Source organism: Pseudooceanicola sp. NS-SX8, assembly GCF_057380755.1.
In genome coordinates this window covers 3,997,491-4,024,266 of the sequence record NZ_CM170819.1, presented here as the reverse complement: position 1 = coordinate 4,024,266, position 26,776 = coordinate 3,997,491, and the positions used below count along the sequence as shown (strand labels likewise).

Genomic DNA, 26,776 nt, shown 5'->3' with positions numbered 1-26,776 from the left:
ATGACAAGCCCCCCGCGCGGGCTTAAACCCGTGCCCAAGGGAAATCCGGAAAGGACATGCCGATGGCTGATGTGAACCGGGGCAACCGCCCGCTCTCTCCATTCATGCTCGGGAAGCACTACAAGTTCCAGCTCAACTCCGTCACCTCGATCCTGACGCGGATCACCGGCAATGCGCTGGTCGTCTCCGCGCTGCTGGGTGCCTGGTGGCTGCTGGCCGCTGCAACGAGCCCGGACTACTTCGCCGTGGCGGACTTCGTCCTGACCTCCTTCATCGGCGATCTCATCATGACGCTCTCCGCGCTGGGCCTGTGGTACCACGCGCTGGCCGGCTGCCGCCACCTGCTGTGGGACAACGGCTACTGCCTTGATGTCGAAACCTCCGACAAGCTCGGCTGGGGCATCGTCATCGGATCCGTCGTCCTGACCCTTCTGACCATCATCATCGTCTGAGAGGAAAGCCAGCCATGCGTTATCTGACCGACCGCAAGCGCGCCGTGGGCATGGGCGCCTCCAAGACCGGGACCGAACACCACTGGTCCATGCAGGTCACTTCCATCGCCCTGATCCCGCTCGTCATCCTCTTCGTCTTCACCTTCGGCTGTGCCCTGGGCGGAACCTACGAGGAAGTCGTCGCCTACTATTCCCGTCCCTTCCCGGCCATCGTCGCCCTGCTGACCTTCTGGGTCGGCATGCTGCACTTCAAGAACGGCGCACAGATGGCGATCGAGGATTACATCCACGGCGTGAAGGGCCGTCTCACCATCATCGCCGTGACCTGCCTGGCCTACGCCATCGCAGCCACCGCCACCTACGCCCTGATCAAGCTCGCGCTCGCCGGTTCCGGCGTGTCGATCGAGATCGACGTCTAAGACCCGAGGTTCCCAATGGCTGCTTACGAATACGAAACGCACGAATATGACGTGGTCGTGGTCGGCGCCGGTGGCGCGGGTCTGCGCGCCACCCTCGGCATGGCCGAACAGGGCCTGCGTACCGCCTGCGTGACCAAGGTCTTCCCGACGCGCTCCCACACCGTCGCGGCACAGGGCGGCATCGCCGCCTCGCTGTCGAACATGGGCCCCGACAACTGGCAGTGGCACATGTACGACACCGTCAAGGGCTCCGACTGGCTGGGTGACACCGACGCCATGGAATACCTGGCGCGTTCGGCCCCCAAGGCCGTGTACGAGCTGGAACACTACGGCGTGCCCTTCTCCCGTACGGAAGAAGGCAAGATCTACCAGCGTCCCTTCGGTGGCCACACCACCGAATACGGTGAAGGCCCCGCCGTGCAGCGGACCTGTGCCGCCGCCGACCGGACCGGCCACGCCATCCTGCACACGCTCTACGGCCAGTCGCTGAAGAACAACGCAGAGTTCTACATCGAATACTTCGCCATCGACCTGCTGATGTCCGACGACGGTGTCTGCACCGGCGTCGTCTGCTGGAAGCTCGATGACGGCACCATGCACGTCTTCAACGCCAAGATGGTCGTCCTGGCCACCGGCGGTTACGGCCGTGCCTACTTCTCGGCCACCTCGGCCCACACCTGCACCGGCGACGGTGGCGGCATGGTGGCCCGCGCGGGCCTCGCGCTGCAGGACATGGAATTCGTCCAGTTCCACCCCACCGGTATCTACGGCTCCGGCTGCCTGATCACCGAAGGGGCGCGCGGCGAAGGCGGCTACCTGACCAACTCCGAAGGCGAACGGTTCATGGAGCGTTACGCGCCCCAGTACAAGGACCTCGCCCCCCGCGACTACGTCTCCCGCTCCATGACCATGGAGATCCGCGAAGGCCGCGGCGTCGGTGAACACGGCGACCACATCCACCTGAACCTGTCGCACCTTCCGGCAGAAGCCCTGGCGGAACGCCTGCCCGGCATCTCCGAAAGCGCGAAGATCTTCGCCGGCGTGGACGTGACCAAGGAACCGATCCCGGTTCTGCCGACCGTGCACTACAACATGGGTGGTATCCCCACCAACTACCACGGCGAGGTCCTGAACCCGACCGCCGAGAACCCGACCGCCGTCGTGCCGGGCCTGATGGCCGTGGGCGAAGCGGGCTGTGCCTCGGTGCACGGGGCCAACCGCCTCGGCTCCAACTCGCTGATCGACCTCGTGGTCTTCGGTCGCGCCGCGGCCCTGCGCGCAGGTGAAGTCGTCGACCGCGAATCCGCGATCCCCTCGACCAACCTGGCCGGTGTCGAAAAGGCGTTCGAACGCTTCGACTACTACCGCAACGCCAAGGGGAGCATCCCGACCGCGGAACTGCGGCTGGAAATGCAGCGCACCATGCAGGCCGACGCGGCCGTGTTCCGCGCCTCCGACACCCTGAAGGACGGTGTCGAGAAGATGACCGCCATCGCGGCCAAGCTGCCCGATGTCTCCGTCACCGACCGCTCGCTGGTCTGGAACTCGGACCTGATGGAAACCCTGGAACTGACCAACCTGATGCCGAACGCGATGGCCACCATCGTCGGCGCCGAGGCGCGTCACGAATCCCGCGGTGCCCACGCCCACGAGGACTACGCGGAACGCGACGACGAGAACTGGCGTGTCCACACCATTTCCCGCGTGGACGGCAACAAGGTCGACCTCACCTATCGTCCGATCATCCACGATCCGCTGACGACCGAAGACGAGGGCGGCATCTCGCTCAAGAAAATCGCGCCCAAGGCGCGGACGTTCTAAGGAGGACGCCACATGGTACAGCTTACTCTCCCCAAGAACTCCCGGATGGTCACGGGCAAGACCTGGCCCAAGCCGGAGGGCGCCACCAACGTCCGCAAGTTCAAGATCTACCGCTGGTCGCCCGATGACGACGAGAACCCCCGTGTCGACACCTACTTCCTCGACATGGACAAGTGCGGCCCGATGGTCCTGGACGCGCTGATCAAGATCAAGAACGAGATCGACCCGACCCTGACCTTCCGTCGCTCCTGCCGTGAAGGCATCTGCGGCTCCTGCGCGATGAACATCGACGGGCACAACACCCTGGCGTGTATCTTCGGCCTGGACGAGGTGAAGGGTGACGTCACCATCTACCCGCTGCCGCACATGCCGGTGGTGAAGGACCTGATCCCGGACCTGACGCACTTCTACGCGCAGCACGCCTCGATCATGCCCTGGCTGGAGACCAAGACGAACCGTCCGGCGAAAGAGTGGAAGCAGTCCATCGAGGACCGCAAGAAGCTCGACGGCCTGTACGAATGCGTCATGTGCGCGTCCTGCTCCACCTCCTGCCCCAGCTACTGGTGGAACGGCGATCGCTACCTCGGACCGGCAGCACTTCTGCACGCCTATCGCTGGCTGATCGACAGCCGGGATGAGGCCACGGGCGAACGTCTGGACAACCTCGAAGATCCGTTCAAGCTCTACCGCTGCCACACCATCATGAACTGCGCGAAGACCTGCCCCAAGGGTCTGAACCCGGCCAAGGCCATCGCGTCGATCAAGCAGATGATGGTCGAACGCACCGTCTGAGGCATCGCTTCAGCACTGAGTTGAAAAGCCCCGGTCGCAGGACCGGGGCTTTTTCGTGCCTGCCATGGGACGGGCCGCAGGACGGGCCGGGGCGCAGCTTCGGGGGCAGGGCGCTTGCGGGCCCCCAGCAAGAAAGCGGCAAAACAATCGCGCGACTTCGGGCCGATCCCCTTGCACTCGCCGCCCGGATCGGCAGTTTCCATGGCAAGCGCCGGATCCTGTCCGGCACCACCTCTGCGCAGGCCGCCCCCGGGGCCGCCTGACCGGAAAACCCGAAGGAGCCATCATGACCGATCATCCCGTCGATCCCGCCCTGCTGTCCCGCCTTGCCGATGTCGCGGTGCAGGTCGGGCTGAACCTGCAACCGGGGCAGGACCTGGTTCTGACCGCCCCGGCCGAAGCCCTGCCGCTGGTCCGCCAGATCGCCGCCAGCGCCTATCGCGCGGGTGCCGGCGTCGTCACCCCGCTGCTGTCGGATGACGAGGTCGCCCGCGCCCGCTTCCGCAATGCCCCCGACGCCAGCTTCGACCGCGCCGCCGACTGGCTCTATCGCGGCATGGCAGAGGCCTTCGACAAGGGCGCGGCCCGCATGGCAATCGCCGGCGCGGATCCCATGGCGCTTGCCGCAGAGGATCCCGAAAAGGTCTCCCGCGCGAACAAGGCCAATTCCCTGGCCTACAAGCCCGCGCTGGAAAAGGTCTCCACCTTCGCGATCAACTGGACCATCGCGGCCTATCCCACCACCGGCTGGGCCCGCCAGGTCTTCCCCGACCTGCCGGAGGCAGAGGCCGTGGCCAAGCTCGCCGATGCGATCTTCGCCGCCTCGCGGGTGATGAACGACGATCCGGTCGCCGCCTGGGCGGCCCATAACGCCGCGCTCAAGGCGCGCTCTTCCTGGCTGAACGAACAGCGTTTCGACGCGCTGCACTTCACCGGCCCGGGCACCGATCTGACCGTCGGCCTGGCGGATGGCCACGAATGGCATGGCGGCGCCTCCGAGGCGCAGAACGGCATCGTCTGCAATCCCAACATCCCCACGGAAGAGGTCTTCACCACCCCGCATGCGCAGCGCGTCAACGGCACCGTCCGCGCGACCAAGCCGCTGTCGCACAACGGCGCCCTGATCGAAGAGATCGAGATGCGCTTCGAAGATGGCCGCGCGGTCGAGGCGCGTTCCAGCAAGGGCGAAACCGTGCTGCAGAACATGCTGGACAGCGACGAGGGCGCCCGCCGCCTGGGCGAGGTCGCCCTGGTGCCCTACAGCTCCCCCATCTCCCAGACGGGGCTGCTGTTCTACAACACCCTCTTCGATGAAAACGCCGCCTGCCACATCGCCATGGGGCAGTGCTATTCCAAGTGCTTCCTGGACGGGGCGTCGCTCTCGGCCGACCAGATCGCGGCCCAGGGCGGCAACAGCTCCATGATCCACGTCGACTGGATGATCGGCGGGCCGGACACCGACATCGACGGCATCCGCGCCGATGGCACCCGGGTGCCGGTCTTCCGCAAGGGCGAATGGGCGCTCTGACCGCGTGACCGCTGCCGCAAGCAAAAGCCCCGGTCGATGGACCGGGGCTTTCGTGTTTTCAGATCGGCGTCAGCCTGGATCCGATATCAGATCCGACTTCAGGCCCAAAATCAGGCCCGAATTCAGGCGAATATCCCCTGGATCACCAGGAAGATCCCGGCCGACAGCAGGGCGGCGGCGGGCACGGTGATGACCCAGGCCGCGATGATGGTCATGAAATGCGACCGGCGCACCAGCTTGCGGCGACGGCGCTCTTCGGGGGCGATCTCCGGCAGGCCGGGGACCGCCTGCTTGGCCCGGCGCATGCGTCGCGCGGTATCCCACTCGCGGAAGAAGCCCACGCCGAAGATCCCGCCCACGGCGATATGGGTCGAACTCACCGGCAGGCCCAGCCAGCTGGCCACGATCACCGTGATCGCCGCCGACAGGGCGACGCAATAGGCCCGCATCGGGTTCAGCTTGGTGATCTGGTTGCCGACCATCCGGATCAGCTTCGGCCCGAACAGGAACAGCCCGAAGGAAATCCCCAGGGCGCCGATCACCATGACCCACAGCGGGATGCTCACCGCGTGGGTGAAATCGCCGGTGGCAGAGGCCTGCACGATGGCCGCCAGCGGCCCCACGGCATTGGCCACGTCGTTGGCGCCATGGGCAAAGCTCAGCAGGGCCGCCGACACGATCAGCGGGATGCCGAACAGCACCTTCAGCGACTTGTTGCGGTTTTCCAGCCCGCGCGACTGGCGCCGGACAACGGGGATCATGATCAGCCAGGTGCCCAGGGCCACCACCAGGCCGACAAGCAGGGCCGCGCCCAGCTCGATCGAGATGATCTTTTTCAGGCCCTTCACCGCCAGGTAGGCGGCAAAGGCACCGGCCATCACCCCCACCAGCACCGGAACCCAGCGGCGCGCCGCCGCGATCTTGTCCTCGCGGTAGATGATGTTGGCCTTGATGAACCACAGGAAGCCGGCCGCGATCAGCCCGCCCAGAAGCGGCGAAATCACCCAGCTGGCGGCGATTGCGCCCATCTTGCCCCAGCTCACGGCGCCAAAGCCCGCGGCGGCGATGCCTGCCCCCATCACCCCGCCGACGACGGAATGGGTGGTCGACACCGGCGCGCCGATCCAGGTGGCCAGGTTCACCCACAGGGCAGAGGCAAGCAGGGCCGCCATCATCGCGGCGATGAAGGCGGTCGAGGTGCCCAGGCTTTCCGGGGCGATGATCCCCTTGGCGATGGTCGACACCACGTCGCCCCCCGCCAGCAGTGCCCCCGCGCTTTCGAAGACGGCGGCGATGACGATCGCGGCCCCCATCGAAACCGCGCCCGCGCCCACGGCGGGGCCCATGTTGTTGGCCACGTCGTTGGCCCCGATGTTCAGCGCCATGTAGGCGCCGAAGGCCGCGGCGATCACCACGACAAAGGCATTGTCCGCATGGCCGAAGATCAGCGCCGCCAGCAGCGCGGCGAAAACGACGAAGACCAGGGCGATCCCCATGCCCATCAGCGGACGGCTGGCATATCCCGTGGCCTGCTCCAGGGTCGACAGGCGGCCCAGGTCACGGTCCAGGGTTTCCAGGTGGCTCGGGTCTAGATTGCTGTTCGTGGACATCCGCCCCTCCAGTTGCGTTTGCACGCACCTACCGGAAAAGCGCCCAATGAAACAAGTTTGTGACAGTGCCATTTGAGGAGGATCGTGCCTTTTAGGCCCTTTTTCCCGGCCGTCCCCCTCCCTGGGCCCCTCCGCCCCGTCTCACGCGCCCCCGGCCAGCCCTGCGCGTCCCTGCGTCGCGAACCCCATCTTAACCCCCGGCTGACAGTCTGCGGCTCACCTTCGCTGCGAAAGGCTGCGCATGACCCGGTGGCAGAAGCCCCTCCTGTTCCTTCTTTTCCTGTCCGTGCCCTGGGGGCAGGGGGCCTTCTGGGGGCAGGCGGCCTTCGCCTATACCCTGCTGCCCGAAGGCGGGGCGCGTCCTGCCCTTGCAGGCGCCGGTGCGCCACTGCTGCAGGTCTCCGCCAGCGGCCCGGCAGCCCCCAGCCTGTCCCCCTCCAGCCTGTCTCCCCCCAGCCTGTTCCGGGGCCGCGCCGCGGGCTCGCTCTTCGATCCGGTCCTGCCCAGGCCCTCTTCCTCCGCCCCTGCGGGCCTGCCGCCCTACGCCGGGCCCGGCGGCGCCACCGACAGGCTCCTGCATCTCATCGCCAGCGTGGAGGCCGATCCGGCCCGTGGCTACGACTCGGTGCAGTTCCAGGCGATGGTGCCCCCGCCCCGTGCCCCCACCGCGATGACCCTCTCCGAAATCCACGCCTGGATCGCCGCCACGCCGGGGCAGCAGCATGCGATCGGCCGCTACCAGATCGTGCCGGCGACCCTGCGCGCCCTGCAATCGCGGATGTCCCTGCCGGGCAACGCCCGCTTCGGCCCCGATCTGCAGGACCGCATGGCCCATGTCCTGCTCTCCGATGCCGGTTATGGCGCCTTCCTCGAAGGGGCGATCACCCGGACCGCCTTCATGAACAACCTCGCCCGCATCTGGGCGGGTCTGCCCAATGCCTCCGGCCGCTCGCATTACCACGGTCTCGCCGGCAATCGCGCCGCATTCTCCTGGGACAGGTTCCTGGCAGAGGTCGCCGCGATCTTCCCCGCCGCCACCGGCTGATCCCGCGAAAGCTGCAACGCAGCGTCACCTTTGCACCTGCAGCATAGCGCATCTTCGCAACTGCCAGACCTTCCGCATGCGTAACTGTGCCATAACCTCCGCAGGGAGGAGAGCCGCATCAGATGACGAAGAGGCACTCCGATGAAGAACGCACCGAGCTCCGCAGAGCTTCGCAAGGCCCAGGAAGCGCTGGACGCTCTGAACGTGGCCTATGAATACTTTACCCCGGCGCCCCGCCTGGTCTCCGCGACCCGCGAGGAAAACCGGGACTACGAGCCCTACACCGCCGCTGCCTGAGGCCCAGGCCCGCAGCAAGGTGCAGCGAAACGCGCGGCTCACCCTCGGGCCGCGCGTTTCTCGTTTCTGATCTAAGGGACTGTCCCGGCGACGCCCTGGGCGACCCCGCAACGCCCCCCGATCATGTGATCCCGCTCTTTTGATCCTTCCGGTGAATTCCTGACTTGTCAGGGGCTTGCACTTCCCGTCCTCCGGGTCCATTCCCCATACATGATCGTACTTGTACCCATCGCTTTCGTGATCTTTCTGGTCTGGATGTATTTCAAGGGCCCGTCGGAAACGCGCCTGTGCCGCTGGCGCATGGACCGGTCCCGCGATCGCAATGGCGAAACCTTCTATCACTGTCCGCTCTGCGGGGCGCAGCGCTACACCGCCGATGGCAAATCGCCACGGGTCTGCGCCCGCACGGAAGCGCCGCAACCTTGATCTACGGGCCAGTGGCGCGGCCCATATCCGCTGTGCTGCGCTTGCTGCCGGGCCAGGCCGCACCGGCTTCGGGGGCAGGGGCGACCCCCTCCAAACCCAAAAAACGAGCATGATCAGACTCTTGGGAATTTGCTCAAATTTACAGGGGTTTGCACCGACCTGCGGCGGTCAGAATTTTTTTGCCAAGCGCCGAAAAACCCTCTTGCACGAATCCTCTTTTGGCCCGATATGCCCGCTCAGACGCCAACGCACGCGCCTCTGTCGAAAGGGCAGCCTCTGGGTCGCTGGGCCGAAACCGGTCCCGAACCTAGGCGAAACCTCTAAGGTTATGTAGCGACGGTAACGTCTCCACTTGGAACAGACGCCCTAACCAGGCCCCGGTCTATTGGAGATGACCATGAACGCTTTCGTCGCCGATTTCTCGGCCCGCGCCTCCGTGCGCCCTCAAAACCGTGTTGAAGCCTTCATCCGCCAGAATGATTTCGAGCGCCCGACCCTGGTCCTCGACATTGCCCGCGTGGAAGCACAGTACAATGCGCTCTCCGCCGGCCTGGGCCGCGCCCGCATCCACTACGCTGTGAAGGCCAACCCCCAGCGTGAGATCATCGAGCGCCTCGTCGCCCTCGGCTCCGGCTTCGACGCCGCCTCCCGCGCGGAAATCGAACTGTGCCTGTCCCAGGGCGCGGAACCCTCCCACATTTCCTTCGGCAACACCGTGAAGAAGCCGCGCGACATCGCCTTTGCCTGGCATGCCGGTGTCACCCTCTTCGCCGCCGATGCGCCGGAAGAGCTGGAAAAGATTGCCGAAAACGCGCCCGGCGCCTCGGTCTACATCCGCCTGATCGTGGATGCCTCCGAAGCGGACTGGCCGCTGTCGCGCAAGTTCGGCATCGCCCGTGAAGGCGCCATCGGCCTGATGGACCGCGCCGTGGAACTGGGCCTGACCCCGGTCGGCATCTCCTTCCACGTCGGCTCCCAGACCCGCCGCGCCGAAATGTGGACCGCCACCCTGGACCAGGTTGCAGCCGTCTGGCACGCCGCCATCGAGGCCGGCCACGACCTGACCCTGCTCAACATCGGCGGTGGCTTCCCGGCCTTCTACGGCGAAGAGATCCAGGGCCCGACCCCCTATGCCGCCCGCGTCATGGAACTCATCACCGAACGTTTCGGCGACGTGGCCCATGTCATGGCGGAGCCGGGCCGCGGCCTGGTAGCCGAAGCCGGCGCCATCGCGGCAGAGGTCCTGCTGGTCTCCCGCAAGTCGGAAAACGACCTGCACCGCTGGGTCTACCTGGACATCGGCAAGTTCTCCGGCCTGGCAGAAACCATGGACGAGGCGATCCGTTACCAGTTCCTGACCGAGCGGGATCACGAAGGTCACGGCCCCTGCATCCTCGCAGGCCCCTCCTGCGACAGCGCCGACGTGCTCTACGAAAAGCGCCCGGTCGACCTGCCGCTGGGCCTGCGCTCCGGTGACAAGTTCATCATCCGCAACTGCGGCGCCTATACCTCGACCTATGCGTCGATCGGCTTCAACGGCTTCCCCCCGCTGGATGTGGTCGTCCTGCAGGACTGATCCCGCCGAACTTCATCTCCAATGATCCGAAAGGGGGCCGCGATGCGGCCCCCTTTTGCGTCTGTTGCCATCGCCCGTAGGGTGGATGAAATCCACCATGCCCCCCACCATGCCCCCCCACCAAGCCCCCACCGCGCGCCCCGTTAACCCGCGCCCTCCCGGCCATGCTGCACCGCCGCGATACCGACGCAATACCGACGTGATACCGACGTTGCGATTTCGCCCCCAAACCCCTGTTAACCAAGGCTCCGGCGGTGTGAGTCGCTGCACCGCAGTACCGACGTCGGGCACGGCGCCGTAGGGCGGGGTTAACCCCGCCCCGATCCCACCTCTCTCATTGTCCTTGCCTCCGCCCCCCGTTCTCGGTTTCCCTGCGGCGAAAGGAGACCGCCATGACCATGCCCCCCGATGCCGCCGCCCGCCGTGCCATCCCGCCTGTGATCTGCTACCCGACAGAGACCCTGCCGAAGCCCGACATGGCGCTCTATGCCGCCGCCCTGACCACGGCGCAAGTCACCTCCACCACCGTCGCCGCCCCGCGCGAAGCGGCGGTGTTCGAGGTCCCCGCAGGCTCCTTCTTCCGCATCCGCTCCGTCGACGGGCCGCAGGTGGGGGATCTCAACCTCTGGAATGCAAACGACATTTCGGAACGCTTCTACTCCGGCAAGACGCGCGCCCTGCATGGCACCCACGTCACGGCGGGGCAGCAGCTCTGGTCCTCCTTCCCCGCCTTCCGGCCCATGGCCACGATCGTGGAGGACAGCCTCGGCTGGTACGGCATGGATGAACACGGCGGCTCGGTGCATGACGTTATCGGCACCCGCTGCGATCCCTACACGCACAACCTGCTCTCGGGCGGGCAGTACCACCATTGCTGCCATTCCAACCTGACCCGGGCGCTGGCCCGGCACCTCGGCCTGACGGCGGCGGAGGCAGAGCCCCATGTCCATGACGTGCTCAACGTCTTCATGTGCACCGGCTTCACCCGCGACACCGGGCAATACTTCATGAAGGCCAGCCCGGTGCGGCCCGGCGACTACCTGACATTCTTCAGTGAAATCAATATTCTGGGGGCGCTTTCGGCCTGCCCGGGCGGCGATTGCTCGTCCGAGCACAGCTCGGATGCGGCCGCCTGCTACCCGCTGGAGATCGACGTGCTGACCCCGGCGGAGGGCGCGCTGTCGGGCTGGGTTTCCCCCGCCCGCTCCGGCTACGAAGGGGGCCACGGGCTCTGACGCCCGCGGCCCGTTTTCAGCAGTAACGCTCGATGGCAATCGTCTGGTGGTCGCCGTAACGGTCGCCCCAGGCGAAGCCCACCGGCAGGATCTCCGCGATCTCGGCCATCTCCTTTGCGCCCAGTTCGATCCGGGCGGCGTCCAGCCATTCGCTCAGGTGGGCCGCCGTGCGGGTGCCGGGGATCGGGATCACATGCTCGCCCTGCGCCATGACCCAGGCCAGCGCGGTGCCCGCCACGGTCCAGCCCTTGCCTTGGCAATACTCCCGGAACGCACCGACCATCTTGAGATTGTGGGAGAAATTCGGCTCCGAGAAACGCGGGTTGGTCAGGCGGAAGTCGCCCTCCTTCATCACGTCACGGCTCAGCGGCACCTCGCCGAACATGCCGCGTGCGACGGGGGAGAAGGCGACGAAGCTGACGCCCAGTTCCGCGCAGGCCTGGATCAGCCCCAGTTCCGGCAGCCGGGTCCAGAGCGAGTATTCGTTCTGCACCGCCGCCGGGGGCAGCACCGCATGGGCGCGGCGCAGCGTGTAGGGGGCGATCTCCGACAGTCCGTAGCTGCGGATCAGCCCCTCCTCGATCAGGCGGCCCATGGTTTCGGCCACCTCCTCGATCGGGGTCTCCTGGTTGTGCCGGTGGGCATAGAACAGGTCGACACTGTCCAGGCCCAGCCGTCCAAGGGACTGTTCCAGCTCGCTTTTCAGGTGGCCATAGCTGTTGTCGATCCGCCGGTTCGCGCCGCCGATGATCGAGGCCTTGGTGGCGATCCGGATGCCCTCGGGCTTGCGGTCCGCCAGGTAGCGACCGATCACCGTTTCGCTGACACCCATGCCGTAGATATTGGCGGTGTCCCAGAAGGTGATCCCCGATGCCACGGCCGCATCGAGGCAGGCAAAGGAGGTCTCTTCGTCCGTCGGCCCGAACATGCCGCCAAAGGACATGGCGCCAAAGGCCAGCTGCGGCACCATGATGCCGGTGCGGCCCAGTTCAACCTGTTTGAAAGTCATGCGAATGCGGCCTCCAGCGCGATTTCCACCATGTCGCCAAAGCTCTTCTCGCGGTCTTCCGAGGGCAGGGCCTCATGGGTGATCAGGTGGTCCGACACGGTCAGGATCGCCAGGGCGCGCACGCCGTAGCGGGCCGCCAGATTGTAAAGCTCTGCCGCCTCCATCTCGACGCCCAGGATGCCGTGGCGGGTCATCTGTTCGTTCAGGTCGGGGCGTTCGTCGTAGAAGACATCGGCGGAGTAGATGCCGCCCGCATGCACCGGGGTGCCCTTTGCCTCTGCAGCGTGGAAGGCCTTGTGAAGAAGGCCGAAATCGGCGCTGGCGGCGAAGTTGAATTCCTTGAAGATCCCCGTGGACGGGGTGGAGATCGAGGAGGCGGAAACGCCCAGGATCACGTCGCGGATCTTCACCTTTTCCTGCATCGCCCCGCAGGAACCGATGCGGATCAGGGTCTTGGCGCCGTAGTCGCGGATCAGCTCGTTTGCGTAGATCGACAGCGACGGCATGCCCATGCCGGACCCCTGGATCGTCACCGGGTTGCCTTTCCAGGTGCCGGTGAAGCCCAGCATGCCGCGGACCTCGTTCACCAGGACGGCGTCGTCCAGGAAGGTCTCAGCGGCCCAGCGGGCACGGTAGGGGTCGCCGGGCATCAGAACGGTTTCGGCGATCTGGCCGGGGGCGGCTCCGATATGGATGGTCATGAAAGGTCCTCGCGATGGGAAGGGCGCGGGATGCGCGTCGCGCGCCAGACTAAGCACCTGAGCGGCAGGGACAAGAGGGCAGGGCGGGGGCGGGGCTGGCCTGGGTGCGACCGGCCATGCGGACACCGCCCGTCCCCGTCAGGGCACCCAAAGCGTGCCGAACCCCAGGTTGCGTTCCGGCGCAGGCACCGTGGCCGCGACCTCCGGCGCCTCGCCGGTCGGGCCGTAAACCTCGTACCGGCGCTGCGGGGTATAGTTGCTTGGCCCGCAATCCAGCCGCTTCTGGTTCTCGGCATCGGGGACGATCCGGCAGGCAGAGGCGGGCTTCATCGGCCCCACCGGTGCGGCGGCGGAACTGCCGGCATGGGGAATGGCGCGGCTGTAGGTCAGGCTCACGCTGGGCACGGGGGCCTCCCCCCGCTGGTAGCGGGTGGCCAGGGCGGCTTCCAGCGCGCTGCCGGGCGGCAGGTAGCGCGTCATTCGCCCGGTGACGGAAATGGTGCCGATCCCCTGGGATTGCCGGGTCTGCGTGGAGGGATAGTGGAACAGGCTCAGCCTCCCGCCCAGCTCCAGCCCGGTGCCGAATTCGCGCGTCCAGGCCATGTAGCCATCCAGCCCGGCGCGGGGCACATAGGCATCGTCGGTGCCGAAGCGGTCGTCGGTGTAATCGGCGAAGGGCAGGTAGATGTTGCTGCCCAGGTTCAGACGGTAGTTCGTCAGGATCCCCTGCCGCGCGCGTTCGTATTCAACCCCGAAACTGGCCTGGCCCATCATGTCCGGCAGCCCGGCCTGCTTGCCGAAATCCAGGTAGGAGCTGAAGCCGAGCACCTCGCCCTTGCCCAGGTTGCGGCGCCAGGCGCGCCCGATGGTCATGCGCAGCATCTGGTCATCGTCATCGCCCGCCCCGGCAAAGGTCAGCTCGGTGAAGCGGGCGCCGTCGCGCGCCACCCGGTCGGGCCGGAACAGCGAAAAGCTCAGGTCCAGCCAGTCGTCGCTTGCCGCGATCCCGTAGGATCCGCTGGCGGCGTAGGAGCCGGTCAGCGGTCGCAACAGCGTGGTCTCGCTCCAGGCGGGGCGAGGGCTGGTCAGGGGGGCAAGGGCCGCAAGGGCGCAAAGGGTCAGCGCCGGGCGGCGCATCCTGCCGCGCCTCGGGGGGAGGAAAGGCCAGCGGGTCATGGGACCCAATGATCGCGCGGCCAGAGAGTTCCGTCGAGCCCCTCCCCCCGATCAGACCGGCTGATATTTGCCCGCTGATCCTGCCCGGCGGTGCGGGCCCGGGCCGTCTTCAGGCGGCCGCGTCGCCCGAGGTGGAGCCCGGATCCGCCAGTGTCACAACGTCCTTCATGATGACATTCAGGGCGAAATCCTTGGGGGTGTAGATCCGCGCGACGCCCATTTCCAGCAGCCGGGCGGCATCGGCATCGGGGATGATACCCCCCAGGATCAGCGGGATATGGCCCAGCCCCGTATCGCGCATCCGCTGCAGCACCTCCTCCACCAGAGGCATATGGCTGCCCGAGAGGATCGACAGGCCCAGCACGTGCACCTTCTCGTCGCGGGCGCGGGTCACGATCTCTTCCGGGGTCAGGCGGATGCCGGCGTAGTGGATCTCCATCCCGCAGTCGCGGGCGCGGCAGGCGATCTGCTCCGCCCCGTTGGAATGGCCGTCGAGGCCCGGCTTGCCGATCATGAAGGACAGGCGGCGGCCCAGCCGGGCAGAGACCGCATCGACCTCCTCCCGCAAGCCTTCCAGCCCCTGCGCCCGGTTGGAGATGCCGGTCGCGACGCCGGTCGGGCCGCGATACTGGCCATGCACCTCGCGCATCGTCTCGGCCCATTCCCCTGTGGTGACGCCCGCCTTGGCGGCGATGATCGAGGTCGGCATGATGTTGTCGCCCCGGCGGGCCGCTTCGCGCAGCCCATCGAGGGCCGCGCGAACCGCGTCGGCGTCGCGCGCCGCCCGCCACTGGCCGAGGCGCGTCACCTGGTCCGCCTCGACAGCCGGATCGACCGTCATGATGCCCCCGTCCTCGCCCAGCAGGGGCGAAGGTTCCGCCTCGGTCCAGCGGTTCACGCCGACGACCACGGTCTCCTCCCGCTCGATCCGGCCCACGCGCTCGGCATTGCTCTCCACCAGCCGGGCCTTCATGTAGTCGATCGACCCGATCGCGCCGCCCATGCCCTCCAGCACCTTCAGCTCCTCCCGCGCGCCCTGCTTCAGCGCCTCGACCTTGGCATCCACCGCCGGGTTGCCGTCGAACAGGTCACCATATTCCAGCAGGTCGGTTTCATAGGCCAGGATCTGCTGCATCCGCAGCGACCACTGCTGATCCCAGGGGCGGGGCAGGCCAAGCGCCTCGTTCCACGCCGGAAGCTGCACGGCGCGCGCGCGGGCCTTCTTGCTGAGCGTCACCGCCAGCACCTCGATCAGGATGCGGTAGACGTTGTTTTCCGGCTGCTGTTCGGTCAGGCCGAGCGAGTTCACCTGAACCCCATAGCGGAACCGCCGCATCTTCGGATCCTCGACACCGTAGCGGGTCTCGCAGATCTCGTCCCACAGGTCGACGAAGGCGCGCATCTTGCACATCTCGGTGACGAAACGGATGCCCGCATTGACGAAGAAGCTGATGCGGCCGACGACGGTGGGGAAATCCTCTGCCGGCACGCGGGGGCGCAGGGCATCCAGCACGGCGATGCCGGTGGCCAGCGCATAGGCCAGCTCCTGCTCCGGCGTCGCACCCGCCTCCTGCAGGTGATAGCTGCAGACGTTCATCGGGTTCCACTTGGGAACCTCGCGATAACAATACTCGGCCACATCCGCGATCATCCGCAGGCTGGGCTCCGGCGGGCAGATATAGGTCCCCCGGCTCAGGTATTCCTTGATCAGGTCGTTCTGCACGGTGCCCTGCAGCACCGCACGGTCCGCCCCCTGTTCTTCCGCCACCGCGATATAGAGCGACAGCAGCCAGGGCGCCGTGGCGTTGATCGTCATGGAGGTGTTCATCTCCGCCAGCGGGATCTGGTCGAAGAGGGTGCGCATGTCGCCCAGGTGGCAGACCGGCACGCCGACCTTGCCCACCTCGCCCCGCGCCAGCACGTGATCGCTGTCATATCCCGTCTGGGTCGGCAGGTCGAAGGCAACGGAGAGACCCGTTTGCCCTTTCTTAAGGTTGCTCCGGTACAAGGCGTTGGATGCCGCTGCGGTCGAATGGCCCGAATAGGTGCGGAACAGCCAGGGTCGATCCTTTTTCGTAGGTCCGTCCTGAACCGGTTTCGTCCTGACATGCGTCTGGTTGATTTGCGTCTGGTCGGTCATGATGGCCTCCCCCTGGCGGAACGGCCCCTTCGGGGCGGTGAATCGTGTCGGCAATTAAATTACGTTCATGCGTAAATATGCGAAACAATATGGCGGTGTCAATTCGCCGCGTCGCGGCGAAGTGATGGATTTTCCAGCTCTGCCAGACATCCGCCAGCTATCTGCAAAGTGACGCAACGGCGCCTTCCTCAGCTCCCCGCCCGAAAGCCCCGGCTATCTTCTTGGTACGACAGGCCCATTTTCCTGGGTGGCGCACGACGGCAATAATCTTGCGCGACAGAAAATTACCCAAAACATACTTCAGGCATTGAAAAGTTGCGCGCCGAAATGTATCTCTCCCTCCACACCCCGCGATTCTGCATCGCGGCACGTAGTCAAGGAGGAGGCCCCGTGATGGCTTTGGATACTGAGAACGGCATCGCACCTTACGACGCGCCGGAGAAGGACCTCTACGAGATCGGCGAGCTGCCGCCGCTGGGCCATGTCCCCAAGAAGATGTACGCTTGGGCAATCCGGCGCGAACGTCACGGCGAGCCCGAGCAGAGCTTCCAGCAGGAAGTCGTCGATACCTGGCAGATCGACAGCCACGAGGTGCTGGTCCTCGTCATGGCCGCAGGGGTGAACTACAACGGTGTCTGGGCCGGCCTCGGTCAGCCGATCTCGCCCTTCGACGGGCACAAGCAGCCCTATCACATTGCCGGATCGGACGCCTCGGGCATCGTCTGGGCCGTCGGCTCGGCGGTGAAGAACTGGAAGGTCGGGGATGAGGTCGTCATCCACTGCAACCAGGACGATGGCGACGACGAGGAATGCAACGGCGGCGACCCGATGTTCTCTCCCACCCAGCGGATCTGGGGCTACGAGACGCCGGATGGTTCCTTCTCGCAGTTCACCCGCGTCCAGGCGCAGCAGCTGATGCCGCGCCCGAAGCACCTGACCTGGGAAGAAAGCGCCTGCTACACCCTGACGCTTGCCACCGCCTACCGGATGCTCTTCGGCCATCACCCGCATGAACTGAAGCCGGGGCAGAACGTCCTGGTCTGGGGTGCGAGCGGGGGCTTGGGCTCTTACGCGATCCAGCTGGCCAACACGGCGGGCGCCAATGCCATCGGCGTCATCTCGGATGAAAGCAAGCGCCAGTTCGTGCTGGATCAGGGCGCCAAGGGCGTCATCAACCGCAAGGAATTCAAGTGCTGGGGCCAGCTGCCCAAGGTCAACACGCCCGAATACAACGACTGGGTGAAGGAAGCCCGGAAGTTCGGCAAGGCAATCTGGGACATCACCGGCAAGGGCGTGAACGTCGACATGGTCTTCGAACACCCGGGCGAGGCGACCTTCCCGGTCTCCACCCTGGTGGTCAAGAAGGGCGGGATGGTCGTGATCTGCGCCGGCACCTCCGGCTTCAACTGCACCTTCGACGTCCGTTACATGTGGATGCACCAGAAGCGCCTGCAAGGCTCTCACTTCGCCAACCTGAAGCAGGCGGCCTCGGCCAACCGGCTGATGCTGGAACGGCGCCTCGATCCCTGCATGTCAGAGGTCTTCCCCTGGGCGGACATTCCCCAGGCCCACACCAAGATGCTGCGGAACCAGCACAAGCCGGGCAATATGGCGGTCCTCGTCCAGTCCCCCCGGGTCGGTCTGCGCACGGTCGAGGACGTGCTGGAGGCAGGGCGGTCTTAACACCTTCTTAGTGTCCCGAACGGATACTGGCCGGCGAGTCCTTCGGGTGCGCCGGCCTTTTCGTGCCTGCCGCCCGAAGCCAAACCGGGAGTAACAGCATGCAAGGACAGGTCAGAGGAAACCCGACAGGCAACCCGCGAGAGGCGGAATACCTGTTGTCGAAGATGAATGCGGACCAGTGGATGATCGACGTGCTCGCGGATCTGCACGAAGCGGCCCGCGACAGGGAGCTCTACACCTCGGCGGAAAAGATCGCCCAGGTCAGCCGGACCCTGCAGAACGAGATCACGCGCAAGCGCATCGACCGCATGCGCTCGGCCTTCCAGACGTCCTACGATCAGGGCAAGATGCCCTCCCTGCGCAAGCACTGAGGCCCCGTAGGGTGGATGAAATCCACCATCCCTGCCGATCCTGCCCGCGCGGGATGGCGGCCCATAAAACCCGCCCACCAAACCGGGCCGTTACCAAACCGGGCGCCATGCGCTGACGTCCCTCCGCGCCCCGCCCCGCCGGCCGAAGGTGGGTTGCACCCACCCTACGAAGCCTCCCCGGAAATCTGCGCTGACGGCGCCTTCGACCGGCTGCCGCCTCTGGCGCTCTGTCGCGGCGCGGGATAGCCTTGCGCGCATGACCCAGACCCCCGCGCTTACCTTCTCCGACGACCAGGCCGAGGCCTGGGATCGCATTGCCGAGACCCTCAAGGGCGCGGGCATCGACCTCGTCAACGGCACCACCGAACCGCCGATGGAAGGACGCCAGCGCTCGCTGGCCGTCCTGGGCAAGGCCGGCTCGGGCAAGACCATGCTTCTGGCCCAGCTCTACAAGGCCTGCGAAGAGGCGGGCGTGTCGATCGTCTCGGGCGATTACGAACCCAAGCGTGACCGCGACGCCCGGACGCTGGCGATCCTCGCGCCCACCAACAAGGCGGCCTCCGTCCTGCGTCTGCGCGGCGTGCCTGCCACCACGATCCACCGCATCCTCTACAAGCCTGTCTACGATCCGGTCTACGAAAGCATCGCCGAATGGCTCGAAGGCCAGGGAGAGATGCCGGAGATCGAGGGTGCCACGCCCGAGGCCCTCGAACGGGCCAAGGCCAGCTACGAGATCAATAAATCGATCCCTGCGGCGCTTGCCGTCGCGGGGCTGCGTGGCTCCGACTTCATCACTGGCTGGAAGCGCCGCGACGATCCGCTCGACGTGGGTTTCATCGACGAGGCCTCGATGCTGGACGAACGCCAGTACGACGACCTGAGGGAGATCTTCCCGAACCTCATCCTCTTCGGCGATCCCGCGCAGCTGGCCCCCGTCGGCCAGTCCGGCAAGATGGTCTTCGAAAGCCTGCCCGAACCGGCGCTGCTGAACCTCGCCCGGATCCACCGGCAGGATGCGGACAACCCGATCCTCGACCTCGCCCATGCCCTGGCCGATCCCATGGTCGACTTCTACGCCTTCGAACGCATGGTGGAGGAAAAGGCCCGCCAGGATGAGCGCGTCGTCTTCGCCGGCCGGGTCGAGGCGGAGCTCATGGCACGCTCTCCCGTGCTGGTCTGGCGCAACGTGACCCGGATCCGTCTGATCAATGCCTTCCGCCAGGTTCACGGTGCGCCGGAGGATGCGCTCCTGCCCGGTGAACCGCTGATCTGCGATGGCCTGGAACTGCCGCTCAAGCACCGCAAGAAGCGCCTCGACCTCGAAGCGCGCGGCCTGATCAAGGGCGCACAGGTCATCTACCTCGGGCCGGGCAAGCGCGGCGGCTTCTCCCGCCTGCACGTGGTGGGGGCCGAGAACCCGCAGGTCTCCGCCGCCTCCATCGTCAAGATCGAGAAACCGGACGAGGAAGAACCCTTCATCCCCTATGCCGCCCGCATGGGCGCCACCTTCCTGCATGGCGCGGCGGTGACGATCCACAAGGCGCAGGGCTCGCAATGGCGCGACGTGCAGGTCTTCGCCCCGGATATCGAGATCGCCTCGCGCATGGGTCGGGTCGAGGCCGGGCAGCCGCTGTGGAAACGCCTCGCCTACGTGGCGATCACCCGAGCGGAGGAACGGCTTCTCTGGGTCACCCGCAACCGGCTGGCCAAACCGACGGAGCCGCTGGGCATCGAAGACCTGCGCATCACCGCCGCCCCCAAGCTGGAGCTGGAGGCCCAGGCAGAAAGCGATTTCCGATGAGCACGATCCTGATCACCGGCGCCAGTGCCGGCATCGGCGCTGCCACAGCGCGGCACTTCCTGGCGCGGGGCTGGACGGTGGGCCTGCTGGCCCGCAGCGCCGACAAGCTGGCAGAGCTGGCGGGCGATCACGATCGCGCCCACGTCCTGCCCGCCGACGTGACCGATGAAGCGCAGGTGAACGAGGCGGTGGCCCGTTTCGCCGCCCAGGCCGGGCGGCTCGATGTGCTCTTCAACAACGCCGGCATCTTCGGCACCCAGGCCTCCATAGACGAGATCGAGGTCGCCGAATGGCGCCGTATCGTCGAGGTGAACCTGACCGGCATGTTCCTCTGTGCCCGCGCAGCCTTCGCCCAGATGCGGCGGCAGTCGCCCATGGGCGGGCGGATCGTCAACAACGGCTCCATCTCGGCGCATGTCCCGCGCGAAGGCTCCATTTCCTACACCGCGACCAAACATGCGATCACCGGCATGACGAAGAGCCTCAGCCTCGACGGCCGCCCCTTCGACATCGCCTGCGGGCAGATCGACATCGGAAATGCCCGCACCGACCTGCTGGACGGCATCATCGCCCGCACCCCCGACAACCCGCCCCCAGTGATGGAGGTGGAGGAGGTCGCGAAGGCGGTTTTCCACATGGCGGAGCTGCCGCTTTCGGCCAACGTGCAGTTCATGACCCTGATGGCCACCAAGATGCCCTACATCGGCCGGGGCTAAGCCGCGCGCCCCCCCTGCGCGCGACCCCGTAAGGCGGGCTTCAGCCCGCCATCCCCCACCATCCTTCCCAACCCCGACAACCCCGTCACCCGGGATAGCGGAACCCCGTCAGATGCTCCGGCGGCTCCAGGCCATCCAGGTTCCGAGGATCGGCTTCCAGCGGGCCGACCACCGTCCGCACCGGGATCACCCCGGCCCAGATCGGCAGCGCGTAATCCTCCTCGTCGTCCTTCGGCCCGCCGGTGCGCACCTTGGCGCTGCCTTCCTTGATCTCCATCCCGAGGATCATCGTCGCCTTGCGCTCCTGCTCCGAATTGGGCCGCAACGCCGCCGCCCGCCCGGGCCAGAGCGTGTCGACGAAGGTGCAAAGCTTCTGCTCCTTGTCTTCCTCTGGCACCACGAAGGCCTCCCCGAACAGCATGACCGACCGTGAGTTGACGGAGTGGTGCATCCCCGACCGTGCCATGACGAACCCGTCGAGGATCGAGACGGTCATGCAGACCTCCACCCCGCGCTGTGCCTTCAGCGCCCGGCTGGCAGAGGATCCGTGCCAGTAGATGTGGTTGCCCTCGCGCCACTGCAGCGTCGGCGTGACATAGGGCTTGCCGTCGATCACGTATCCGACGGAGCACATCGGCTGCGCATCGAGGATCGCATAGGCCGTTTCGCGGTCGAAGAACCCGCGCGTATGGCTGCGCCGCAGCCGCGTGCGGTCGGTCTTCAGAAGCGGGGCGGAGGAGGGGGCGCCATCCATGGAACTGTCCTTTCATCTTGTCTGTCTCCTTCTCGCTGCCTATTGGCTTCCCTGAAATGACCAATGCTCCGAAAAAACATAAGGCCAATCTGGATGCCGCCCTGCTTGGTCTCTCGCTCGACCGGGCGGGGGCGGTGTCGCTCCACGCCCAGCTGACCGAAGCGCTGCGCGGGCTCATCCTCGACGGGCGGGCGACCTCGGGTACGCCGCTGCCCGCCTCCCGCGCGCTGGCGCAGGAGCTGGGGGTTTCCCGCGTCACCACGCTGACGGCCTATGATCAGCTGCTGGCAGAAGGCTATCTGGAGGCACGGCGGGGCGCTGGCACCTGGGTTGCGGCCGATCTGCCGCCGCGCCCGGAACAGGCCGCGCAGGTCCCCGGGGCGGAAACTGGCAGGCCCGAACCTGACAGGCCCGAACCTGCCGGGCCGCAGCCGGTGCCGGTCTTCCACCCAGGCCTCCCTGATCTCGCGGCCTTTCCCCATGCGAAATGGGCCCGCCACCTCGATGCCGCCTGGCGCCACCCCGATCCCGCCTTGCTGCAAATGCCCGATCCGCTGGGCTGGCCGCCGCTGCGCGCCGCCATCGCGGCCCACCTCTCCGCCTGGCGCGGGCTCTCTGCCGCGCCGGGGCAGATCATCATCACCTCCGGCTCGTCAGAGGCCTTCGACCTGCTCGCCCGGCTGCTGCCCAGGGCCAGCCCGGTCCATGTCGAGGCACCCTGCTACGGTCCCGTCCTCGACCGGCTGCGCGCCGCTGGACATACCCCCGTGCCCCTGCCGACCGATGCCGACGGGCTGGATACCGCCCGGCTGGGCCGTGCCGCTGCCGCGATCACCACGCCCTCGCGCAATTACCCGCAGGGCATGACCCTGCCGCTCGCCCGCCGCCTTGCGCTGCTGGATTGGGCCGCGCAGGGCGACCGGCTGGTGATCGAAGACGACTACGACAGCGAATTCCGCTTCGAAGGCACGCCGCTGCCCGCGCTCGCGGCGCTGGCGCCCGACCGCGTGGCCTATGTCGGCAGCTTCTCGAAACTTCTCACGCCCTCGCTGCGGCTGGGCTACATCGTGCTGCCCCCGGCACTGGTCACGCCCATGACCAGGCTGATCCGGCGCAGCACCCCGCAGGCGTCGCTGCTGCCGCAACCGGCACTGGCACGCTTCATGGAACGGGGGGATTTCTCCACCCACCTGCGCCGCATGCGCAGGCTCTACGGCCAGCGGCGACGCCACCTGATGGCTGCGCTGAACGCGGCGCTGCCCGGGGTCGTGATCCCGCGCGACATCGCTTCCGGCATGCATCTGGTCTGTGATCTGGGCCCTGGCACGCCCCCGGACCGGGAGGTCGCGGCCATGGCCCGTGCCGCAGGCCTCGGCCTGCGCGCCCTCTCGACCTACCCGGAGGCGCCCGCGACGCTCTCCGGCCTGGTCCTGGGTCATGCCGCCTTTGCGGAGGCTGCGCTGGACGCGGGCGTTGCCCGCCTCGCGTCCCTCCTGTCTCAGCGCGTGGGAACCGGCGCCTCGCCCCGGTAATCGTAGAAGCCGCGCCCGGTCTTGCGACCCAGCCAGCCGGCCTCGACATACTTGGTCAGCAGCGGGCAGGGGCGGTACTTGGTATCGGCCAGCCCGTCATGCAGCACGTTCATGATCGCAAGGCAGGTGTCCAGCCCGATGAAATCCGCCAGTTCCAGCGGCCCCATCGGATGGTTCGCGCCCAGCTTCATCGCCTCGTCGATCGACTTCACGTTCCCCACGCCTTCATACAGCGTATAGACCGCCTCGTTGATCATCGGCATCAGGATGCGGTTGACGATGAAGGCCGGGAAATCCTCGGCGCTCGACGCCGTCTTGCCCAGGCTCTCGACCACCTTCAGGCAGGCCTCGTAGGTCGGCTGGTCGGTGGCGATGCCGCGGATCAGCTCCACCAGCTGCATCACAGGCACGGGGTTCATGAAGTGGAACCCCATGAACTTCTCCGGCCGGTCGGTGCGGCTCGCCAGTCGCGTGATCGAGATGGAGGAGGTGTTGGAGGTCAGGATCGTCGTGGGCTTCAGGTGGGGCAGCAGGTCGGCGAAGATCGCCTCCTTCACATGCTCCTTCTCCGTCGCGGCCTCGATGATCAGGTCCGTGGGTCCAAGGTCCGACAGCACCATGGTGGTCGAGATCCGGCCGAGCGCGGCATCCTTCTCCGCCTCGGTGATCTTGCCCCGGCTGACCTGCCGGTCGAGGTTCTTGGTGATCGTGGCCATGCCGCGATCCAGCGAATCCTGGGCGATGTCGTTCAGCAGGACGTCATATCCCGAAAGGGCGAAGACATGGGCGATGCCGTTGCCCATCTGGCCTGCTCCGACCACACCAACCGATCTGATCTCCACCTTGTCCTCCTTCGTCGTCCGCGGTTCGCGCGCAATGTGGACTGCCACGGCGCAGCCCGCAAGCCCTACACCGTCGTCCGGCCTGCCCTTAGGCCTTTCGCAAGCTTTCGGAGCGAGACTGGCGGATGGGTGAGTTATGACTGGTGGGTGACATGACCTTCGATCAACGGGGCCGGTCGGGCCTTGACTATTTCCCGTGCCGCTACGGCCGGTGCAAGACGCTGTTCCGCGGGCCGAAACGGCGCACCGATGGCGCCTTCATCGCCTATCTCGGCGGGGCGGAAACCTACGGGCGCTTCATCGCCCATCCCTATCCCGCGATACTGGAGGAACGTCTGGGCCTTCCGGCGGTCAACCTGGGCTGGCCCAATGCCGGGGTGGATGCCTTCCTGGGCGATCCCGACCTGCTGCAGATCACCGGCCAGGCCCGGGCGGTGGTGATCCGCCTGCCCGGGGCGCAGAACATGTCGAACCGCTTCTACGCGGTCCACCCCCGGCGCAACGACCGGTTCCTGCAGGCCTCGTCGCTGCTGCAGACCGTCTACCGCGACGTCGACTTCACTGAATTCCACTTCACCCGCCACCTGCTGACGGCGCTGCGCGACCGCTCCGCCGAACGTTTCGCCATGCTGCGGGAGGAGTTGCAGCAGGCCTGGGTCGCCCGCATGGGCCAGTTGCTCGACCGGATCCCGGTGCCCGTGCTCCTGCTCTGGTTCGCCGCCCATCCGCCCTCCGGGGAAACGGAGGAAGAGGGCGCCGACCTCGACCGGGATCCGCTCTTCATCCGGCCGGAGATGGTGGAGGCGCTGCGCCCGCGGGTGAGCGACATCATCACCTGCGTGCCGGGCGCGGAGGTCCTGGCCGAAGGCACCCGCGGCATGATCTTCTCCGCCATGGACGCGCCTGCAGCTGCGGCCGAACTGCCCTCCGCCGCGCACGGAGAGGTCGCGGATGCGCTCCAGGGCCCGCTCAAGGCCCTGCTCGAACGCGGCTAGATGGCGCCCCGCCCCGCTCTTTCACTGCGCCGAAATACTCCGGGGGAGCCCCTCCCTCCTCTCAAAAGCAAAAGGGCCCGCGCGTTGCACGGGCCCTTCCGATATCCGTAGGGTGGATGCCAATCCACCGTTCCCGGCGTAGGGTGGGGCTTACCCCACCATCCCGATCAAAGCTTCCCGATCAGCTCCGGCACGGCCTCGAAGAGGTCCGCGACCAGGCCGTAGTCGGCCACCTGGAAGATCGGCGCTTCCTCGTCCTTGTTGATCGCCACGATCACCTTGGAATCCTTCATCCCCGCAAGGTGCTGGATCGCGCCGGAGATGCCGACGGCCACGTAGAGCTCCGGTGCCACGACCTTGCCGGTCTGGCCCACCTGCCAGTCGTTCGGCGCAAAGCCCGAATCGACCGCCGCGCGCGAGGCCCCCACGGCCGCACCCAGCTTGTCCGCCAGCTGCTCGATCAGCGCGAAGTCCTCTTCGGAGCCCACGCCGCGACCGCCCGAGACGACGATGCCGGCGGAGGTCAGCTCCGGCCGGTCCGAGGTCGCGACCTTGTCTTCGACCCAGCTCGACAGGGCCGGATCCTCGCCCGCCGCCACGTTGTCGACCGCAGCCGCGCCGCCGTCACCGGCCGCGTCGAAGGTCGAGGTGCGGAAGGTGATCACCTTCTTCGCATCCAGCGATTTCACCGTCTGGATGGCGTTGCCGGCGTAGATCGGACGCTCGAAGGTGTCCGCATCGACCACGGCGGTGACGTCGGACAGGATCATCACGTCCAGCAGGGCCGCGACGCGCGGCAGGATGTTCTTGGCATCCGTGGTGGCGGGGGCGACGATGTGGTCGTAATCGGCACCAAGGGCGGCCACCAGGGCAGAGACCGGCTCCGCCAGGCGGTGCCCGTAGAGCGCATCCTCGGCCACCAGCACCTTGGCAACGCCCGCGATCTTGGCGGCTTCGGCACCGGCATCGGCGGCCTTTTCGCCGACGCAGAGCACGGTCACGTCGCCCAGCTTGGTGGCGGCGGTGACGGCCTTGGCGGTGGCGTCGAGGCCGAGCGCCCCGTCGGTGATTTCGGCAAGCAGAAGTACGGCCATCAGACGATCCCCTTCTCTTTCAGTTTCGCCACCAGCTCATCCACGGAGCCGACCATTTCGCCTGCCTGGCGGGTGGCCGGTTCGGAGGTCTTGACGACCTGCAGCCGCGGCGCCGGGTCGACGCCGTAGTCCGCGGGGGTCTTTTCCTCCAGCGGTTTCTTCTTTGCCTTCATGATGTTGGGCAGGGAAGCGTAGCGCGGCTCGTTGAGGCGCAGGTCGGCGGTGACGACCGCGGGCAGCTTGACCGAGATGGTCTGCAGCCCGCCATCGACCTCACGCGTGACCTGTGCGGCATCGCCTTCGACGGCAACTTCGCCGGCGAAGGTGGCCTGGGACCAGCCGAGCAGGGCGGAGAGCATCTGGCCGGTGGCGTTCATGTCGTTGTCGATGGCCTGCTTGCCGGCGATGACCAGCTGGGGCTCTTCGGCCTCGACCACGCCTTTCAGCAGCTTGGCGACGGTCAGCGGTTCGATGTCGGTATGGACGTCATCGGCGGCGACGATCAGGATGGCCCGGTCGGCGCCCATGGCCAGCGCGGTGCGCAGGGTTTCCTGCGCCTGTTTCACGCCGATGGAGACGGCGACCACCTCGGTCGCGACGCCCTTTTCCTTCAGCCGGATCGCCTCTTCCACGGCGATCTCGTCGAAGGGGTTCATCGACATCTTTACGTTGGCAAGATCGACACCCGTGCCATCCGCCTTCACGCGGACTTTCACGTTGTAGTCGATGACCCGCTTTACGGGGACGAGGATTTTCATCTG

At 66.7% G+C, this 26,776-nt stretch carries 25 protein-coding genes; 16 read left to right on the top strand and 9 right to left on the bottom strand.

What is annotated here, in order from left to right:
* Nucleotides 1-62 precede the first annotated feature (62 nt).
* From sdhC to AC2IR1_RS18370, 5 genes are all read left to right on the top strand, one after another.
* The gene (gene sdhC, locus AC2IR1_RS18390) at nt 63-452 is read left to right on the top strand and encodes a succinate dehydrogenase, cytochrome b556 subunit (protein WP_486473425.1); all 390 of its coding nucleotides are present in this window, start codon (nt 63-65) and stop codon (nt 450-452) included.
* A 14-nt stretch (nt 453-466) separates the two neighbouring features.
* Complete coding sequence (sdhD, locus tag AC2IR1_RS18385; protein ID WP_486473424.1) at nt 467-871, top strand: succinate dehydrogenase, hydrophobic membrane anchor protein; 405 nt, start codon at nt 467-469, stop codon at nt 869-871.
* A gap of 15 nt (nt 872-886) precedes the next feature.
* A complete protein-coding gene (sdhA, locus tag AC2IR1_RS18380) occupies nt 887-2,692 on the top strand; it encodes a succinate dehydrogenase flavoprotein subunit (RefSeq protein ID WP_486473423.1) in 1,806 nt (601 codons plus the stop codon).
* A 12-nt stretch (nt 2,693-2,704) separates the two neighbouring features.
* A complete protein-coding gene (locus AC2IR1_RS18375; protein WP_486473422.1) occupies nt 2,705-3,484 on the top strand; it encodes a succinate dehydrogenase iron-sulfur subunit in 780 nt (259 codons plus the stop codon).
* Nucleotides 3,485-3,770: 286 nt separating this feature from the next.
* Nucleotides 3,771-5,012 carry an aminopeptidase gene (locus AC2IR1_RS18370; protein ID WP_486473421.1) on the top strand — a complete coding sequence of 414 codons (1,242 nt, stop codon included), beginning with the start codon at nt 3,771-3,773 and terminating at the stop codon, nt 5,010-5,012.
* A gap of 122 nt (nt 5,013-5,134) precedes the next feature.
* On the opposite strand, the gene AC2IR1_RS18365 is transcribed toward AC2IR1_RS18370, so the two are convergent.
* The gene (locus AC2IR1_RS18365; protein ID WP_486473420.1) at nt 5,135-6,622 is read right to left on the bottom strand and encodes an inorganic phosphate transporter; all 1,488 of its coding nucleotides are present in this window, start codon (nt 6,620-6,622) and stop codon (nt 5,135-5,137) included.
* A gap of 241 nt (nt 6,623-6,863) precedes the next feature.
* Here AC2IR1_RS18365 and AC2IR1_RS18360 point away from each other — a divergent pair, with 241 nt between their 5' ends.
* From AC2IR1_RS18360 to AC2IR1_RS18340, 5 genes are all read left to right on the top strand, one after another.
* Nucleotides 6,864-7,667, top strand: coding sequence for a hypothetical protein (locus tag AC2IR1_RS18360; protein WP_486473419.1), 804 nt, complete (start codon nt 6,864-6,866; stop codon nt 7,665-7,667).
* Nucleotides 7,668-7,808: 141 nt separating this feature from the next.
* The gene (locus AC2IR1_RS18355; protein ID WP_486473418.1) at nt 7,809-7,964 is read left to right on the top strand and encodes a hypothetical protein; all 156 of its coding nucleotides are present in this window, start codon (nt 7,809-7,811) and stop codon (nt 7,962-7,964) included.
* A gap of 210 nt (nt 7,965-8,174) precedes the next feature.
* Nucleotides 8,175-8,390, top strand: coding sequence for a hypothetical protein (locus tag AC2IR1_RS18350; RefSeq protein ID WP_486473417.1), 216 nt, complete (start codon nt 8,175-8,177; stop codon nt 8,388-8,390).
* A gap of 397 nt (nt 8,391-8,787) precedes the next feature.
* Nucleotides 8,788-9,966: a type III PLP-dependent enzyme gene (locus AC2IR1_RS18345; protein WP_486473416.1), complete on the top strand. Its 1,179-nt coding sequence runs from the start codon at nt 8,788-8,790 to the stop codon at nt 9,964-9,966.
* Between the two features lie 392 nt (nt 9,967-10,358).
* Entirely contained in the window at nt 10,359-11,201 is an 843-nt protein-coding gene (locus tag AC2IR1_RS18340) for an urea carboxylase-associated family protein (RefSeq protein WP_486473415.1), read from the top strand.
* A gap of 16 nt (nt 11,202-11,217) precedes the next feature.
* Here the strand turns inward: AC2IR1_RS18340 and AC2IR1_RS18335 are convergent, their stop codons facing one another.
* The 4 genes from AC2IR1_RS18335 to AC2IR1_RS18320 all read right to left on the bottom strand — a co-directional run bounded on the left by AC2IR1_RS18335 (nt 11,218) and on the right by AC2IR1_RS18320 (nt 16,227).
* The gene (locus AC2IR1_RS18335; protein WP_486473414.1) at nt 11,218-12,210 is read right to left on the bottom strand and encodes an aldo/keto reductase; all 993 of its coding nucleotides are present in this window, start codon (nt 12,208-12,210) and stop codon (nt 11,218-11,220) included.
* Nucleotides 12,207-12,911: a purine-nucleoside phosphorylase gene (gene deoD / locus AC2IR1_RS18330; protein WP_486473413.1), complete on the bottom strand. Its 705-nt coding sequence runs from the start codon at nt 12,909-12,911 to the stop codon at nt 12,207-12,209. The genes AC2IR1_RS18335 and deoD overlap by 4 nt, the downstream gene beginning before the upstream one ends.
* A gap of 138 nt (nt 12,912-13,049) precedes the next feature.
* Entirely contained in the window at nt 13,050-14,048 is a 999-nt protein-coding gene (locus AC2IR1_RS18325) for a hypothetical protein (protein WP_486473412.1), read from the bottom strand.
* A gap of 148 nt (nt 14,049-14,196) precedes the next feature.
* Entirely contained in the window at nt 14,197-16,227 is a 2,031-nt protein-coding gene (locus AC2IR1_RS18320; protein WP_486473411.1) for a methylmalonyl-CoA mutase family protein, read from the bottom strand.
* A gap of 393 nt (nt 16,228-16,620) precedes the next feature.
* On the opposite strand from AC2IR1_RS18320, the gene ccrA reads away from it, so the two are divergent.
* The 4 genes from ccrA (at nt 16,621) to AC2IR1_RS18300 (ending at nt 20,798) form a co-directional block, all read left to right on the top strand.
* A complete protein-coding gene (gene ccrA / locus AC2IR1_RS18315) occupies nt 16,621-17,910 on the top strand; it encodes a crotonyl-CoA carboxylase/reductase (protein ID WP_486473410.1) in 1,290 nt (429 codons plus the stop codon).
* 98 nt (nt 17,911-18,008) lie between these two features.
* Nucleotides 18,009-18,281 (top strand): hypothetical protein, encoded by a 273-nt coding sequence (locus AC2IR1_RS18310; protein ID WP_486473409.1) that lies wholly within the window; start codon nt 18,009-18,011, stop codon nt 18,279-18,281.
* Nucleotides 18,282-18,537: 256 nt separating this feature from the next.
* On the top strand, nt 18,538-20,082 hold the full coding sequence (locus AC2IR1_RS18305; protein WP_486473408.1) for an ATP-dependent DNA helicase: 1,545 nt from the start codon (nt 18,538-18,540) through the stop codon (nt 20,080-20,082).
* Nucleotides 20,079-20,798, top strand: a complete 720-nt coding sequence (locus AC2IR1_RS18300) for an SDR family oxidoreductase (RefSeq protein ID WP_486473407.1) — start codon at nt 20,079-20,081, stop codon at nt 20,796-20,798. The genes AC2IR1_RS18305 and AC2IR1_RS18300 overlap by 4 nt, the downstream gene beginning before the upstream one ends.
* An 85-nt stretch (nt 20,799-20,883) precedes the next feature.
* Here AC2IR1_RS18300 and AC2IR1_RS18295 read toward each other — a convergent pair whose 3' ends face one another.
* Nucleotides 20,884-21,552 carry a pyridoxamine 5'-phosphate oxidase family protein gene (locus AC2IR1_RS18295; protein WP_486473406.1) on the bottom strand — a complete coding sequence of 223 codons (669 nt, stop codon included), beginning with the start codon at nt 21,550-21,552 and terminating at the stop codon, nt 20,884-20,886.
* Between the two features lie 56 nt (nt 21,553-21,608).
* On the opposite strand from AC2IR1_RS18295, the gene pdxR reads away from it, so the two are divergent.
* Entirely contained in the window at nt 21,609-23,084 is a 1,476-nt protein-coding gene (pdxR, locus tag AC2IR1_RS18290) for a MocR-like pyridoxine biosynthesis transcription factor PdxR (protein WP_486473405.1), read from the top strand.
* Here the strand turns inward: pdxR and AC2IR1_RS18285 are convergent.
* The gene (locus AC2IR1_RS18285) at nt 23,051-23,926 is read right to left on the bottom strand and encodes a 3-hydroxybutyryl-CoA dehydrogenase (RefSeq protein ID WP_486473404.1); all 876 of its coding nucleotides are present in this window, start codon (nt 23,924-23,926) and stop codon (nt 23,051-23,053) included. The two genes, pdxR and AC2IR1_RS18285, sit on opposite strands and share 34 nt — an antisense overlap.
* Before the next feature lie 152 nt (nt 23,927-24,078).
* Between AC2IR1_RS18285 and AC2IR1_RS18280 the strand changes: the two genes are divergently transcribed.
* On the top strand, nt 24,079-24,921 hold the full coding sequence (locus tag AC2IR1_RS18280; RefSeq protein ID WP_486473403.1) for a DUF6473 family protein: 843 nt from the start codon (nt 24,079-24,081) through the stop codon (nt 24,919-24,921).
* 167 nt (nt 24,922-25,088) lie between these two features.
* On the opposite strand, the gene AC2IR1_RS18275 is transcribed toward AC2IR1_RS18280, so the two are convergent.
* Together AC2IR1_RS18275 and AC2IR1_RS18270 are read right to left on the bottom strand one after the other, a co-directional pair.
* A complete protein-coding gene (locus AC2IR1_RS18275) occupies nt 25,089-26,015 on the bottom strand; it encodes an electron transfer flavoprotein subunit alpha/FixB family protein (protein ID WP_486473402.1) in 927 nt (308 codons plus the stop codon).
* Complete coding sequence (locus AC2IR1_RS18270) at nt 26,015-26,773, bottom strand: electron transfer flavoprotein subunit beta/FixA family protein (RefSeq protein WP_486473401.1); 759 nt, start codon at nt 26,771-26,773, stop codon at nt 26,015-26,017. The genes AC2IR1_RS18275 and AC2IR1_RS18270 overlap by 1 nt, the downstream gene beginning before the upstream one ends.
* Between the last annotated feature and the right edge of the window lie 3 nt (nt 26,774-26,776).